Raw genomic sequence first — 15,142 nt, 5'->3', positions numbered from 1 at the left:
GGTTACGCTCATGTCGTATACGGTGACCAAGGGCACGGTCGTCTTTCCCGATAAGAAGGCGGCCTCCTCGTTCTCGAGCGGATATGCGTCCAAAAAGCCTTGCGCACATATCGATTGTGAGCTTGAGGGCGGTTTTAAGCGGTCCATTTGGATTCCCGTGCGGGTCGCGCGCCTGTATGTCAAAAACCGCCCCGATTTTCCCTGTGATTGGGATGACTTTCGTGAGGCGGTTCAGCTCATCGAGCGTAAATGTGCTCTCACCATGGTGACCGAGATGTTGTCGCGACGCGACCATGCGACGGGTGAGGTCCGTGACAAGTTGGCTCGCTACGGCTTTCGCCATCCCGCGATCGATTTCGCCGTCGAGCGCGCCACCGAGTATCGCTTTTTAGACGAGAACCGCTTTTGCTCGCACTTTATCGAGGAACGCAAGCGGCGCGGTTGGGGACAACGCAAAATCGAGACCGAGCTCAAGCGCCGTCATGTTGTGCTCGATGACATTCCCGGTTATCCCGAGGATTATTTTGCCGTCGAAGACGATTTGGCGCGTGCGTCAGCCCTGCTCGCCAAGCGGCGTGTTCCAGAGACGCGCGGATTCGAAAAACTGGTTCGGTTTTTGATGGGCAAGGGCTTCTCGTATCACATCGCCGCCGATGTCGTTAAGGCGCGTCTCGATGCCGAATGCGAGGAATGTGCGCTTTAGACGTATGCGTTTTGTGGCCCTGCCGTTCACCTTGTTTTAGCCGCCGTACTGGGGCCATTTATTTGACAGTTGTTGTGGTTCAACGTACGATAAACACTGTCATTTGCTTTGTGATATGTGCTCATCTGTGATGAGTTTGTTTATATGTTTATCTGTATCCGACCCGCATAAGCTGCGCCCATATTACTCAAATGTCGCGAGCCGTTCGTAAGGACGGTTCGCTTTGTTGTGTAACGAATCCATAAAAAGGAGTGAGCATGCCTATCATCGCAGCGCTCGTTGGCATCGTTTTGGGTGCCATTGCCGCCATTGCCTACATGCGCACCGCCAAGCAGGGTAGTCTTCACGAGGCCGACGAAAAGATCCAGTCGGCACATGCACAGGCTGAGTCCTTGATCGGTGATGCAAAGCGTCAGGCCGAGACCCTCAAAAAAGAGGCTCTGCTTGAGGCCAAGGAAGAAATCATCAAGAACAAGCAAGCTGCCGAGGCCGAGGACAAACAGCGTAAGAACGAGATTCGTACGCTTGAGAACCGCGTGATGCAGCGCGAGGAATCCCTCGATCGCCGCAACGACGCTCTCGACAAGCGCGAGCATCAGCTGTCCAGCCAAGCCGGTCAGGTCGAGAAACGCTCCCGTGAGCTCGAGGAGCTCTGCGCAAAGCAGACCTCCGAGCTCGAGCGAATCGCCGACCTTACCCGCGAGGACGCCCACAAGGAGCTTCTCGATAAGGTTCGCGGCGAGGTCACCCACGAGGCCGCCACGATCATTCGCGAGTCCGAGCAGCAGGTTCGCGCCGAGTGCCACAAGACTGCCCAGGAGATCTTGTCCCTGGCGATTCAGCGCTGCGCTGCCGACCACACTGCCGAGGTTACCGTTACCTCCGTGCATATTCCCTCTGATGACCTCAAGGGCCGCATCATTGGTCGCGAGGGTCGCAACATCCGGACCTTTGAGCAGGTTTCCGGCGTCAACCTCGTGATCGACGACACGCCCGAGACCGTCGTTCTTTCGAGCTTCGACCCAGTTCGTCGTGAGACCGCCCGTGTCGCCCTCGAGAACCTCATCGCCGACGGCCGCATTCACCCTGCTCGCATCGAGGAGATGTATCACAAGGCTGCCGACCTGGTTCAGCAGCGCGTGCGCGAGGCTGGCGAGCAGGCTGCCTTCGATACCGGCATCCACGATCTACACTCTGAGATCGTCAAGACCCTTGGTGCCCTGCGCTACCGTACCTCGTTTGGTCAGAACGTGCTTCAGCACTCTCTCGAGGTCTCTGATCTGTGTGGCGTGATGGCTTCCGAGCTTGGCCTGGACGTTGTGACCGCTAAGCGCGCCGGCCTGCTGCATGACCTGGGCAAGGCAATCGACCACGACGTCGAGGGCCCGCATGCCGTTATCGGCGCCGAGCTTGCCCGTCGTTATGGCGAGAAGCCCGTTATCGTCCACGCTATCGAGGCTCACCATGCCGATGTCGACCCCAACACGGTGCTCGATGTCCTGGTACAGGCCGCCGATGCTGTCTCTGCCTCTCGCCCCGGTGCCCGTCGCGAGTCTGCCGAGAACTACATCAAGCGTCTTGAGAAGCTCGAGGAGATCGCCAACTCCCATGACGGCGTCGAGCGTACCTATGCCATGCAGGCTGGTCGTGAGGTCCACGTCATGGTTCAGCCGGACAAGATCTCCGATGCCCAGTCCACGGTTCTGGCTCACGATATCGCCCATCAGATCGAGGAAGAGATGGAGTATCCCGGTCAGGTGCGCGTCGTCGTGATTCGCGAGAGCCGCGCTGTTGATATCGCTAAATAACATGAGCGACGCGAACGAGCTCATCTCATTTATCGCGTCGATGTCGGGGGAGGGCAACCTTCGCGTCGAGGAGAACCTTGGCGAGGGGTATGTCCGCCTCCGCGTTTCGGAGGCTGAGCGGCGCCAGGCAAAACACGACATTCAGAATGTCGAGGATATCGTCATAGAAATGCTCCGCAATGCTCGAGATGCCGGCGCCGACAAGGTCTATCTCGCCACGACCAAGGAAGATGGCGTCCGCACGCTTGTCTTTCTGGATAACGGTTCGGGCGTTCCGCAGGATATGCAAGAGCGAATCTTCGATGCCCGCGTTACCTCCAAGCTCGAGAGCATGAAGATGGACCGTTGGGGCGTTCACGGTCGTGGCATGGCATTGTTTTCGATCAAGCAGAACACCGACGAGGCCCGTGTGGTCACGTCCGGCGTCGATCTTGGTTCAGCCTTCAAGGTGAGCGTCGCAGCCGACCGCCTCAGTGAGCGTGCCGATCAGTCCAGCTGGCCCCAGGCCGTCAAGGATGAGGACGGGCGTTACGTCTGTGCTCGCGGTCCGCATAATATTATTCGCGCTGCTTGTGAGTTTGCGCTCGAGGAGTTGCGTGGTTGCGATGTCTATCTGGGCTCTCCGTCTGAGATTGCCGCGACCCTTTATGCTCAGGCGTCAGGTCGGCTTGATACGTCTCGTCTCTTGTTCATTGATGACGAGAGCGAGCTTCCGGTTATCGATCGTTTAGGCCTTGCTTCTGATGCCGAGGACTTTATCCGTATCTGTGCGGGTTTGGGTCTTGAGATGTCCGAGCGCACGGCACATCGCATTTTGGCAGGGCAGATTCAGCCCGTTCGCGGTGTGACCGCGCGTCTGCTGCGCGAGCGTGATTCGTCCTCGCATGCGCCGGCTCCTGTCGATCTCGCAAAGGATCGTCGCGGGCTACGTATTGCCAAGGATGATATGGCGCAGTTTTCGCGTGCTGTGGAGCGCGACTTTAATGACCTTGCCGCCCGGTACTATCTCAACCTTTGCGGCGACCCAAAGATTCGCGTTTCGCGTGATCGAATCACCGTGACCTTCGATCTTGCCAAAGAGGAATAGTGCCTTTACCGAGTCCACTCGGTACGATACAGTTATTGCAGTTAAAACGTACTTTTAAACGCAGGAGTTTCTTCATGGATTGCCTGAAGGTATCAAGCAAATCATCGCCCGCGTCCGTTGCCGGCGCCATCGCCGGCATGGTCAAGGATGGTGTACCCGTCAACATTCAGTGTGTCGGCGCCGGTGCGGTCAACCAGGCCATTAAGGCCGTGGCTATCGCGCGCGGTTTTTTGATCCCAACCGGTTTTGATATTTCCTGCGCGCCTGTGTTCTCCGACATCCTCATTAACGGGGAGTCGCGCACGGCCATCCGCCTTTCTATCTACGTTCACCAGATCAATCGAGCTGCTATGGATAACGTCGTCATGGATGATGTTAAGCCTGTGGCATAGCTTCTGATTGCCTTGTTTAGCTCCCCATCGTTAGGACTTATGCACATGGACCAGCGTTCCGTACGCGATATTCTTACCGGTAAAACCTACTTTATCCGCACCTTTGGCTGCCAGATGAATCAGCACGACTCCGAGCGTGTGAGCGGTCTGCTTGATTCATATGGCTGCCTCATGGCGCTCGATCCTGCGCATGCCGATATCGTTGTCTTCATGACGTGCTGCGTGCGCGAGGCCGCCGATACTCGCCTGTACGGTCAGTGCAATTCCTGCAAAAGCCTGCCGCCTTCGCCTTCGGGCAAGCGTGTGGTTGCCGTGGGCGGCTGCATCGCGCAGCGTGATGGCGAGGGCCTGCTCACCAACGTCGATAACGTCAATGTCATTTTCGGCACGCATTCCATCGCACATGTGGCCGAGCTCATTGCCGAGGCGTTCCTTGATGGTAAGCGTCATATCCGCACCAACGAGCATGAGGATACGGATGCCATGAGCATGCCGTGGCATCGCGAGACCCAGTATCACGCCTGGGTGCCCATCATGACAGGTTGCAATAATTTCTGTACCTATTGCATCGTGCCGTACGTGCGCGGTCGCGAAAAGAGCCGCCCCTTCGAGGAGATTGTCGACGAGGTGACCGGTTTGGTGCGCCAGGGCGTGCGTGAGATTACGCTGCTGGGCCAAAACGTTAACTCATATGGTCGTGATCTGTTTGGCAAGCCGCGTTTTGCCGATCTGCTGCGTGCCGTGGGCGATACGGGTGTGGAGCGCATCTTCTTCACGTCTTCGCATCCCAAGGATCTGCTGCCCGAGACCATCGACGCCATGGCCGAGACGCCTGCCGTTATGCCGCAGTTGCACCTGGCCGTCCAGTCAGGTTCGACGCGGATCCTCAAAGAGATGAATCGCCGTTATACACGCGAGGACTATTTGGGCTTGGTCGATCGCATTCGCAACCGTATGCCCGATATCGCACTCTCGACCGACATTATCGTTGGCTTCCCGGGCGAGACTGAAGAAGACTTTGAGCAGACGCTCTCGCTTGCCGAGACGGTCCGCTATGCCCAGGCCTATACCTTCATTTATTCCAAGCGCGCCGGTACCCCGGCCGCAGAGATTGACGATCCTACGCCGCATGAGGTTATTCTCGAGCGTTTCAACCGCCTGGTTAAGGTTATCGAGACCACGGCACACGAGTATAACCAGGGTGAGCTTCATACTGTGGTTCCGGCGCTCATTGAGGGAACGAGTAAAAAGAACGACGCGGTCCTGCTGGGCAAGAGCCCCAAGAATCAGACCGTTCATGCGCCTATCCCCGAGGGTTACAGCATCGATCAGCTTGTTGGCAAGATCGTTGATGTTGACGTTGACGTTGCCAAGACCTGGTATTTGTCCGGCTCCGTTGTGGGCGAGCCGCGCTAATGGTTTCTCCCAGGGCAGGTTTTTCCGCCGTTGCGATCGTCGGTCCGACGGCGGTTGGTAAGAGTGATGTCGCCGACCGTTTGGCAGCTCGTCTTTCGTCCGAAGTGCTTTCGTGCGATGCGATGCAAATTTATCGCGGCATGGACATCGGTACCGCAAAGATGGCGCCCGATGAGTGTACGGCGCCGCTGCGTCTCGTCGACATTGTAGAGCCGGGTGTGGCATATTCTGCTGCGCTTTATCAGGCTGACGCTCGCGCGCATGTTGAACGTCTCCTTGGTTCGGGTTGCCTGCCGGTTTTTTGCGGAGGTACGGGGCTATATCTCAAGGCAGCCCTCGATGAGATGGACTTTCCCTCGGGTGAACTTGAGGACGATCGCCGTGCGGGCTATCAGGAGCTTGCCGAGCGTATTGGCGAGGAAGAACTGCATGCCCTGCTTGCCGAGCGCGATCCAGAATCGGCTGCTGTTATTCATCCCCATAACGTGCGCCGTGTGATTCGTGCGCTCGAGATGCATGATGATGGTATCTCCTATGCACAGCAAAAAAGTCAGTTTAGTGTTCCGCGCGAGCATTATCATGCCCTATGGTTTGGTCTGACGCGTAATCGCGAGGTGCTCTACGAGCGCATTAATCTGCGCGTCGATCTGATGTTTGAGCAGGGTCTTGTCGATGAGGTCCGCGGTCTTATGGACCAGGGGCTGGGAGATGCCCTGACGTCGATGCAGGCAATTGGTTATAAAGAGATCATCGATGTTTTCAATGGCATGATGAGCATGGATGAGGCCCGCGAACTCATTAAGATGCGTTCGCGTCGTTATGCCAAGCGTCAGCTTTCGTGGTTTAAGCGCGATGACCGTATCGTGTGGTTTGATATGGATGAATGTACGATCGATGAGGTCGTTGAGGATATCCTGCATCGTATTGAGGCTTCCTAATGGCCCGTTTCCCCCTTGTTCCCACGGCACCCGAGCCCGAGCGTGCCATTTTAGTTGGTGTTGAGTGGCGCGACAATGCATGGCCGCTCAATCGCTCGCTCGATGAGCTGGAGCGCCTTGCCCACACGGCTGGTGCCCAGTGCGTGGCTCGCTTGTCTCAGCGTTTGGTAAAGCCGTATCCCAAATCGTTTATCGGTTCCGGTAAAGTAGAGGAGCTTTGCGGCCTGGTGCATCGCATGGATGCCGATGTCGTTATTTTTGATGACGACCTGACGCCCTCGCAGCAGTCCTATTTGGAGAAAGCCGTGGGCGAGCCGGTAAAGATTATCGATCGTACAGCACTGATTTTGGATATCTTTGGTCTGCATGCTCAGACGCGTGAGGGACGCCTACAGGTACAGCTGGCACAGCTTCAATATCTGTTGCCTCGTCTGCGCGGCATGTGGAGCCATCTTGCCAAGGAGCAGACGCGCGGCGGCATCGGCTCACGCTTTGGTCAGGGCGAAAGTCAGCTCGAGGTCGACCGTCGCCTCATTCGTAATAAGATCGCTGCACTTCGTCGTGAGCTCAGGCAGGTTGAACAGCGTCGCGACGTTCAATCCAAGAGTCGCATTGAGTCACCGGCATTTCGTGTCGCGCTAGCCGGTTATACCAATGCCGGTAAATCGACGTTGCTCAATCGCCTGACCGGCTCTACGGTACTTTCGCAGGACAAGCTGTTTGCTACGCTCGACCCGACGACGCGTTCGTATCGCTTGCCCGGCGGTCGCGGCATGACGATCACCGATACCGTCGGCTTTATTCAAAAGCTGCCGCATGGTCTGGTCGATGCCTTTAAATCGACGCTGTCCGAAGTGTTGGGTGCCGATCTAATTCTCAAAGTCGTAGATGCGTCTGACGAGGACTATGAGCGGCAGCTTGAGGCTGTCGACCGCGTGCTTGATGAGATCGGCGCCGGAGAGCGTTTGACGCTGACCGTATTCAATAAAATCGATCTTCTCGACAGCGTTGATCGGTTGAGTTTCCGTCGTCGCTATCCCGAGGCCGTTCTGTTTTCGGCTCAAACGGGCGAGGGGCTCGACGGTCTCGTCGATCGTATTGCTCGCGAGGCGGCCGCCACCGATGTGCTGATTTCCGCCGATATTCCCTATCGCGAAGGCGCCCTCATCACGCTGGTGCATGAGCAGGGGACCCTTTTGCATGAGGAATATCTTGAGGATGGCGTTCGTATTGTGGCGAAACTGCCGGCTCGTATTGCACCGCGGCTCGAGCGTTATCGTACGGAATAAACGAGTTCTAGTACGCCTAGAATGACAGGCTGATGGAGCAGGTAGAACGGTAAGGCATGCCGACCAAGGACTGTGAGCGCCGGGATGGGATTCGCGTATGCCCATTCTGGCGCTTCGAGGCGTGATGCTTGTGCTACCTGGGCAGCAAAAAAGCCGGTAAGGTACATAAAGACAAACGGAATGAGTGGATAGTAGTCTCCCGATACAAAACCCGGGCCCGGAAATCCTAGCCATGCCAGGTAGGGGAGTGGGTAGACCGCTTTTGGAATGCCCCAGGTTAGGGCAAAAAGAACAAGGCACGCTGCGATGCCCCACGAGCCCGGTAATTTTTGGAGTAGCGGACGGGTTAGTGCAACCACAGCGGTACACGCCGCCATGCAATAAATGATGCCAAAGTTCACTGAATCGTCGACCGATACGAGCGTTGTTGCGATCCAGGCGACCAAAGCTGCGGCAGCGTACTTGGCCGCTCGTTTAGCGTTGTTGCGTGAGAGCGTGCACATCCAACCCGCGATAAACAAAAATACCCAGCTGATGCTGGCGCGCCAGATGTCTTGAAAGACAGTCTGGGTAAACCAGGGCATATCCCAGTCGTACAGATACGCGAGATCGTAGCAAGCGTGAAAACCTGCCATTGAAATCATCGAAAACCCGCGGACGGTGTCAAAGATGGTGATGCGTTTTTGCATTACGAGAACCGGCGCATCAAGCCGACGACTTTGCCCAGGATAACGGGATTCGTTGCATAGATAGGCTCCATGGAGTCATTCTCAGGCTGCAGGCGTACGCGTCCCTGCTCCTTGTAGAACGTCTTGACGGTCGCTGAACCATCAATCATGGCCACGACAATTTCGCCGTTCATGGCACTCTTTTGTTCACGGACGATGATGTAATCGCCATTGAAGATGCCGACATTGATCATTGAGTTCCCATGCACCTCAAGGATAAATGAACCTTGATCAGTGGCGATTTCGGTCGGGATAGTAAAAGTGTCTTCGATATTCTGCTCGGCCAGAATGGGGATCCCAGCCGCGACGCGACCAACGAGCGGTAGCGAGACCGTCCCGCGAGGTGCGGAGGGCTCGTCAGATTTAGAAATTGAGACAGAGGAACCGTCTTCGTTAAAGAGTTCCAGGGCGCGCGGTTTGGTGGCATCGCGCTTGAGTAGCCCGCGCGCCTCCAGGGCAGAGAGATGAGCGTGCACGGTGCTGGGGGAGGAAAGGCCCACGGCAGAAGCCATCTCGCGCACGCTGGGCGGATAACCCTTCTCCTGCTGATATTCCTTGATGAAGTCGTAAATTTGCTGCTGGCGCTTGGTAATTTTGCGAGCCATCAGGGCATCCTCTCTACCCATGCCAAACAAATGTTCGATTTTTGCTTGACAGGAACAACTGTTCGAAGATAATAATAACCGAACATTCGTTCCCGCGCCAGACATTTTTGTCCGCGCGGCTTGATAAAACTGTTCTCAGCAAAACACGCGAGAGGAGAACATGATGAATGTAACGAATATGGTCCAGGGAAACCTCGCCCTTAAGCTCGAGACGCCTGCAGAACCCACTTTTACGGTTGTTCAGGGTGGCCGCTCCGGCTTTCAGCCTCTGACCGTGCAGCCTGCTCGCAATCAGCAGACTGTAGCCGCGCCTACCCGCGCCGCCCTGAAGGTTTCGACGATTGTCGCCGTTGCCGTTGCGCTTACGCTCTTCTTTGTCCTCGCTACGTCTGTCTTTAGTGCTCGTCACGCTGCGTATGCCGAGTCCGTTACCAACGTTACCTACGAGACCATTCGCGTTCAGCCTGGTGATTCTCTTTGGTCGCTTGCCGAGGAATATCCAATCGAAGGCCTTTCCACGCAAGAGACTTCCGACATGATCCGTAACGTCAATCATCTGGAGCATGGTTCGCTCGCCGCCGGTGCGCATCTTAAGGTTCCTGCTCGTTCGTAATCATTATCGCGCTGCGCATGGTACCCTTGTTATCGTTTAAGAGGAGGTACCATGCGCTGTCCCAAATGCGGCAAGGCACATACCCGCGTCGTTGATTCCCGTATGCAGGAGTCAAATAACACCATTAAGCGCCGTCGCGAATGTTGCTCGTGTAATTACCGCTTTACAACGTTCGAGCGATGCGAAGACCCAATCGAGGTCATTAAGTCGGACGGAACTAAGCAGCGGTTCGATCGCAATAAGCTGCTCGTCGGCTTGATGCGCGCCACCATCAAGCGTGATATCGACACTAAGAAGCTCAATGAGCTTATCGACGACATCGAGGTCGAGCTGCGCTCTCGCACGCTTACGGCCGTCACGTCGCATGAGTTGGGTGATATGGTGCTCAAACGCTTGGCCAAGATCGACAAGGTGGCGTACATCCGCTTTGCCTCGGTCTACCGTGATTTCAAAGACGTCGATGAGTTTCTGCAAGAGCTCGACAAGTTAAGGTGATTCCATGTCCAACATTACCGTCAACATAAAGCGTCTCGACCCCACCGTCGAGCTTCCCAAATACGCCCATCCCACCGATGCCGGCTTGGATTTGCGCTCCAACGAGGACTGCGTCCTGAAGCCCTTCGAACGCCGTCTGGTCTCTACTGGGCTGGCTATCGCCCTGCCCGATGGCTACGCCGGCTTTGTCCAGCCCCGTAGCGGCTTGGCCATCAAGCAGGGCCTGTCTATAGTTAACACGCCGGGCCTCATCGACGCCCACTACCGAGGAGAACTCAAGGTTATCCTCATCAACCTGGATCCCACCAACGACATCCAAATCAACAAAGGCGACCGCATAGCCCAACTCGTCATCCAAGAAGTCCCCACGGTCAACCTAGTAGAAGTAGAAGAACTAGACAAAACCGACCGAGGAGCCGGCGGTTTCGGTTCTAGCGGCGTCGCTTAGTCGTTTACGTACTGTCCGCTGACCGGCCCGGCCCGCCTATATATCATCCCATGCTCAAACATTCTCGCTTCGCTGCGAAACTGCGCGTGGGACGATATATAGGCGGGCCGGGCCGGTCAACTACGTTTACGCACTACCAGCTGCGCCGGATCCCCAAATTTGAAGCTGCAAAGGCGAACCAAAGTAACTAATTGCAGTAAGCAGATGCGGCAAAGGGACTGTTCCTTTGCCGCATCTGCTTATCAGAAAGATTGATTGTTGTTTTCAAGCGAGTAGCCGCTCGCCCGCTTCTCACACATATCGTTCCACGCGCAGTTTCGCAGCGAGCGAAGCGAAGCGAGAATGTTTGAGCATGGAATGATATGTGTGAGAAGCGGGCGAGAGGGATACGAGCGCCCCGCGAGAATGTTTGAGCATGGAATGATATAAGGGCGGCTCCGGCAGAACGGCGGACATTCGACTAGCGGATATGCGCAGGTTTTTCGCCCCAGTAGAAGCGGCAGAAGGCTCTTTTGCGCTTTTGGGGTTTGCCTACGAGCTCCGTGGTTGCGATGGCTATGTCTTCGGCTGCATGGGGGCGGCGTAGTACTTCGCCGTTGATGAGTAGGGCTTTGAGTGATTCGGGATGGTCGTGCAGGTGGCGCAGGGTTACGATGAGTTCTCGTGCGGTGGTGACATGCATGCTGGCGCCCATGCCGGTGAGCATCGTGGTGTTGGCCTTTTCCTGGCCATAGGACTTGCCCAGCAGGATCATCGGCAGATGCGCGCACAGGCACTCGGTGACGGTGAGTCCGCCCGATTTGAGAATTGCCAGGTCGCAGCCGTGCATGAGGGCCGCCATGTCGTCCACGTAGTCCAGAACCGTGACGTTTTCGAGCTTCATGGCGTCGAAGAGCGTCTTGAGGCGGTCGGCGTATTCCTCATCCTTGCCCGGCAAAAAGACAAAATGCATGTCCTCAAAGCTGCGTAGGAAGGGGAGGGTCTGGTCCATCGCCGCGCGAAAGCGGACGTACGGTTGAGGTAAACTGGCGCCGGCCATAACCAGCACGACGGTCTTGTCGGTGGGGAGGTTGAACTTGGCTAGCTCTTCCTCGCGATCGTAATCCGTGTCGAATCCGGCGCGAATAGGAATGCCGGTAATGCGAATCTTTGCCTCGGGCACCTTGCGCGGACGCAGCGTTTCGGACATAAATTCGTTGGCAACACAGAATAGATCGGTGTCCTTGTGGGGCCACCAGCCCTCGACTTCGTAGTCGGTCGGTACGCAGATGACCGGATAATCGATACCCGTAATTACGCGGGCACCCACGGCAACATTGGCTGCTGTGATGTGCGTTGCGACCACGGCTATGGGCCTGCGGCTACGAATATATTCGTTGAAGGCGGGGAACATGATTCGTGACCATGCCGTGCCGCCACCCCAGAGAAGATGTCCCGTAAGTGTATATCTCCAGGTCAGGTCGTAAATGGGGCGTGTGGCTCCCGTAAACGAAGCCGCGGTCTTATTGCCGTCGAATTTAATACGTCCAAAATCAAGGATATCGAGCACTTCAATCTCAACATCCTCGGGGATGCCATTGGTGCCGCGGATGAGGTCGAATGCCTGCGCAATCGCATTTGCGGCGGCCTTATGGCCTGAGCCGACCGAGGCGTGCACGATGGTCACGAGAGGTTTTTGCTGAGCCAAGAGCGCTGTTTGCTCCGATTGGGGAGTGCTGTGTGTGAGCAGGGGAGCGTCGTCGCTCGTCTGCGTTTGATCCATCGATAACTCCCCTTCGACGTTGTGACACGGATTTATCATTGTAGTGCATGAGTGTCATGTTCACGTAAATTTGGGTATGAGCGCAAAGAACGTCAATGTTTCGACGAGAGGATATTCCATGACTACCGATCAGCCGATCGATGTTGCGATTATCGGTGGCGGCCCCGCGGGCTATGCTGCCGCTATTTACGCTGCGCGTGCCAACCTGACGACGACCGTGATTGAGCAGGGCATGTCGGGAGGGCAGATCGCCACAACCAATGAGATCGAGAACTATCCGGGCATTCCGCTCTTGAGTGGCGCCGAACTCGGCGAGCGTTTTCAGCAGCATGCAGAGGGCCTGGGAGCACAGGTTGCATGGAGCATGGTTACGGGTATCGATTACGATGCCGATGCAGCGCTGTTTACGGTGCATCACGATACGGGCGATACGCTGGCCTCGAGTGTTATCGCTTGCATGGGTGCCACGCCGCGACCGGCAGGTTTCGCTGGCGAGGATACGTATCGCGGTCGTGGCGTTTCATATTGCGCAACATGTGACGGCATGTTCTTCCGCGGCAAACAGGTCTTTGTAATCGGTGGTGGCAATTCGGCATGCGAAGAGGCGCTGTTCCTGTCCGACATTGCCAGCAGCGTGACCATCGTGCTGCGCCGCGACCAGTTCCGTGCGCCCGAGGGTGTCGTGAAAAAAGTTCTTGCTAAGGATAATATTTCAGTTAGGTACCAAGCTAGTATTGTTGAACTTTCAGGTGAAGCGATGCCCACGACGATTACGTTCAAGGACAATGCGAGCGGCAAGACGCATGCTGAGACCTTTGAACCTGGCTCGTTTGGCATCTTTGTCTTTACGGGGACGCAGCCACATACTGAGCTTGTTGAGCACCTAGTCGATCTGGCTCCTGACGGCGGCATTGTCACCGACGATTCGATGGCCACCCGTACGTCCGGCTTATTCGCAGCCGGCGATATCCGTTCCAAGCGTTTACGCCAGGTTGTGACCGCCGTTTCTGACGGAGCCATAGCAGCAACGAGTGCATACGCGTTTCTCCGTGGATAAGTACGATAATATATCTTATGTAAGGTTGTTATCTTTATACAAAGTGGTTGGACGGTGCATCAATGTGCTGTCCAACCACTTTTACTTGGCGGCTATGTGGTATGCAAAACTAGATTTTCTAGAATACAATATAGAAAAGGAACGGAGGACCTTTATGAACCACGTTAACCACGTTATTCCGATGTCCGATTCGTCTGTCAGCATTAAGCCTGAGGATATTCAGCCCACTGTGCTGCCCGATGCATTTATTCAGTCCGATATCGTGCGCAAACTTAATACGTTGAGTCTGCCGCGCTATAACCAGTTGCCCAATGTGACGCTCTACCGCGACCAGGTCATTGAGTATGTTGCGCTGTGGATGGAGCCGCTGTCCATTTGCGTTGAGCACCCTGTCATTACGCCATCGATGATCAATAACTACGTGAAGGTCGGCCTGGTGCCTGCTCCGGTCAAAAAGCAATATGGCCGCGAGCAAATAGCCCGCCTGATCGCTATCTGCCTCTTTAAACAGGTGTTACCTATTGCTGCGGTGCAGGCACTCTTTAACATTCAGCGTTTGAGCTACGATGCCCCGACGGCCTTTGATTATGTGGTCGATCAGCTCGAGGCATCGATTCGTTCGGCGTTTTCCGTCGAGCAGACGCCGGTTCCCGATACGGCGCATCAGGTAACGCGTGAGTCGCTGCTTGTGCGCAGTGCAGTTTCATCCTTCGTTTCGAAGGCGTACCTGATGAGCTATCTAAAGTTTAATGGGTTTAATAGCTAGCCGACGTATAAAACGGGCGGAACAAAGGGCCATCTGTCACTTTGTTCCGCCCGTATTTTTGCTTGGTTGGACGTTATTGGCCCGAAGCCACGCCCATGCCGTAGCCGATAATGAGTCCATGCATTTCGGCATAGTATGAATCCAGCCCGTTACAGGGCATGATGATGGTCTTGGAGCCGGGCCAGCGCTCCAAAATGCGGCTGGCAAGTGCCTGGGCGCCTGCCTCATTCTCGACATGGTCGATGACGACCTCGCCGCCCGTAAAACCCTCGGCTTCCATGGTGTCGATGATCTTGTTGAACATCTTCTTTTCGCCGCGCGTGTGCCCGACGAGTTCGATTTTACCGGCCTCACTCGCCGTGCCCAAAATGCGAATATTGAGCTTGTTGGCAATGACGCCGGCTGCCTTAGGGATACGTCCGGCCTTGGCGAGGTTTTCGTAATTGCACAAGCTGAAGAGGATTTTGCTGTTCTGTTCAAGGCTATCGAAGTATGCACAAGCATCCTCGAATGAGATATCCGGACTGCTTGCAAGATAGCGGTCGAACAGCAAGAAAATGAGGTCCATTTTGCCGCCAGCTGCGCGTGAATTGACAAGATGAATATTGCGGTCCGGTTCCTCGGCAAGAACCATATCGCGAGCCGTGGCGGCGGCGTTGTAGCTGCCCGACACGCCCTCAGAGATCGGCATGCAGATGGTATTGTCTGCTAATTTGAAGAGCTCGGCCCACTCCCCTACGCTGGGACAAGCGCTCGAAGAAGCGTTCGTCTCCGCCTGAACAGCGCAGTTGAGCTCATGAACGTCGAGCGAAAGGTCATCGACGAATTCACGCTCCCCCACTCGAATTTTGAGGGGCGCAAATGCAAAGGTGGTATGGGGTGCGGTCGGTTGCCAATCGCGGAGGTTGCAGCTTGAATCTGAGATAAGTGCCCAGCTCATAGAGGGTCCTTTCTAATTGCTCCCATACAATTATAGCCTTCTTGCTGACCGATTGGGCCGCTATCTAGTATTCAAAACTAGATAGCGGCCTGCAC

General features: G+C 55.7%; 16 protein-coding genes. 12 read left to right on the top strand and 4 right to left on the bottom strand.

Features of this window, described 5'->3' with window-relative positions; translation table 11 throughout:
* The first annotated feature begins 10 nt into the window (after positions 1-10).
* From DW029_RS03185 to hflX, 7 genes are all read left to right on the top strand, one after another.
* Complete coding sequence (locus tag DW029_RS03185; RefSeq protein ID WP_118345275.1) at positions 11-703, top strand: regulatory protein RecX; 693 nt, start codon at positions 11-13, stop codon at positions 701-703.
* A gap of 257 nt (positions 704-960) precedes the next feature.
* Positions 961-2,511: a ribonuclease Y gene (rny, locus tag DW029_RS03180; protein ID WP_118345274.1), complete on the top strand. Its 1,551-nt coding sequence runs from the start codon at positions 961-963 to the stop codon at positions 2,509-2,511.
* Between the two features lies 1 nt (position 2,512).
* On the top strand, positions 2,513-3,598 hold the full coding sequence (locus tag DW029_RS03175; protein WP_118345273.1) for an ATP-binding protein: 1,086 nt from the start codon (positions 2,513-2,515) through the stop codon (positions 3,596-3,598).
* 74 nt (positions 3,599-3,672) lie between these two features.
* The gene (locus tag DW029_RS03170) at positions 3,673-3,990 is read left to right on the top strand and encodes a stage V sporulation protein S (RefSeq protein WP_006235982.1); all 318 of its coding nucleotides are present in this window, start codon (positions 3,673-3,675) and stop codon (positions 3,988-3,990) included.
* A 45-nt stretch (positions 3,991-4,035) separates the two neighbouring features.
* A complete protein-coding gene (gene miaB / locus DW029_RS03165) occupies positions 4,036-5,406 on the top strand; it encodes a tRNA (N6-isopentenyl adenosine(37)-C2)-methylthiotransferase MiaB (protein WP_099431783.1) in 1,371 nt (456 codons plus the stop codon).
* Positions 5,406-6,344, top strand: a complete 939-nt coding sequence (gene miaA / locus DW029_RS03160; protein ID WP_118345272.1) for a tRNA (adenosine(37)-N6)-dimethylallyltransferase MiaA — start codon at positions 5,406-5,408, stop codon at positions 6,342-6,344. The genes miaB and miaA overlap by 1 nt, the downstream gene beginning before the upstream one ends.
* Positions 6,344-7,633, top strand: coding sequence for a GTPase HflX (gene hflX, locus DW029_RS03155; protein ID WP_118345271.1), 1,290 nt, complete (start codon positions 6,344-6,346; stop codon positions 7,631-7,633). Before miaA ends, hflX begins: the two co-directional genes overlap by 1 nt.
* On the opposite strand, the gene DW029_RS03150 is transcribed toward hflX, so the two are convergent.
* Both DW029_RS03150 and lexA read right to left on the bottom strand, forming a co-directional pair.
* Entirely contained in the window at positions 7,618-8,322 is a 705-nt protein-coding gene (locus tag DW029_RS03150) for a heparan-alpha-glucosaminide N-acetyltransferase (protein WP_117762986.1), read from the bottom strand. The two genes, hflX and DW029_RS03150, sit on opposite strands and share 16 nt — an antisense overlap.
* Positions 8,322-8,966 carry a transcriptional repressor LexA gene (gene lexA / locus DW029_RS03145; RefSeq protein ID WP_117762985.1) on the bottom strand — a complete coding sequence of 215 codons (645 nt, stop codon included), beginning with the start codon at positions 8,964-8,966 and terminating at the stop codon, positions 8,322-8,324. The genes DW029_RS03150 and lexA overlap by 1 nt, the downstream gene beginning before the upstream one ends.
* A gap of 160 nt (positions 8,967-9,126) precedes the next feature.
* Between lexA and DW029_RS03140 the strand changes: the two genes are divergently transcribed.
* Genes DW029_RS03140 through dut form a run of 3 tightly spaced genes read left to right on the top strand, consistent with a single transcriptional unit; the run spans position 9,127 to position 10,522 of the window.
* Positions 9,127-9,579 (top strand): LysM peptidoglycan-binding domain-containing protein, encoded by a 453-nt coding sequence (locus DW029_RS03140; RefSeq protein ID WP_117762984.1) that lies wholly within the window; start codon positions 9,127-9,129, stop codon positions 9,577-9,579.
* A 51-nt stretch (positions 9,580-9,630) separates the two neighbouring features.
* Complete coding sequence (gene nrdR, locus DW029_RS03135) at positions 9,631-10,074, top strand: transcriptional regulator NrdR (protein ID WP_117742760.1); 444 nt, start codon at positions 9,631-9,633, stop codon at positions 10,072-10,074.
* 4 nt (positions 10,075-10,078) lie between these two features.
* The gene (gene dut / locus DW029_RS03130; RefSeq protein ID WP_117799109.1) at positions 10,079-10,522 is read left to right on the top strand and encodes a dUTP diphosphatase; all 444 of its coding nucleotides are present in this window, start codon (positions 10,079-10,081) and stop codon (positions 10,520-10,522) included.
* A 460-nt stretch (positions 10,523-10,982) separates the two neighbouring features.
* Here dut and DW029_RS03125 read toward each other — a convergent pair whose 3' ends face one another.
* Positions 10,983-12,284, bottom strand: coding sequence for a glycosyltransferase (locus DW029_RS03125; protein WP_118345270.1), 1,302 nt, complete (start codon positions 12,282-12,284; stop codon positions 10,983-10,985).
* Between the two features lie 118 nt (positions 12,285-12,402).
* Between DW029_RS03125 and DW029_RS03120 the strand changes: the two genes are divergently transcribed.
* Complete coding sequence (locus DW029_RS03120) at positions 12,403-13,341, top strand: NAD(P)/FAD-dependent oxidoreductase (protein WP_118345269.1); 939 nt, start codon at positions 12,403-12,405, stop codon at positions 13,339-13,341.
* A 154-nt stretch (positions 13,342-13,495) separates the two neighbouring features.
* A complete protein-coding gene (locus DW029_RS03115; protein ID WP_199582496.1) occupies positions 13,496-14,107 on the top strand; it encodes a DUF1836 domain-containing protein in 612 nt (203 codons plus the stop codon).
* 73 nt (positions 14,108-14,180) lie between these two features.
* On the opposite strand, the gene DW029_RS03110 is transcribed toward DW029_RS03115, so the two are convergent.
* Positions 14,181-15,047, bottom strand: a complete 867-nt coding sequence (locus DW029_RS03110; RefSeq protein WP_118345268.1) for a DegV family protein — start codon at positions 15,045-15,047, stop codon at positions 14,181-14,183.
* Between the last annotated feature and the right edge of the window lie 95 nt (positions 15,048-15,142).

Origin of the sequence: Collinsella sp. AF38-3AC (assembly GCF_003474365.1) — a bacterium.
GTDB lineage: Bacteria > Actinomycetota > Coriobacteriia > Coriobacteriales > Coriobacteriaceae > Collinsella.
This window is presented reverse-complemented; position numbering and strand designations above follow the sequence as displayed.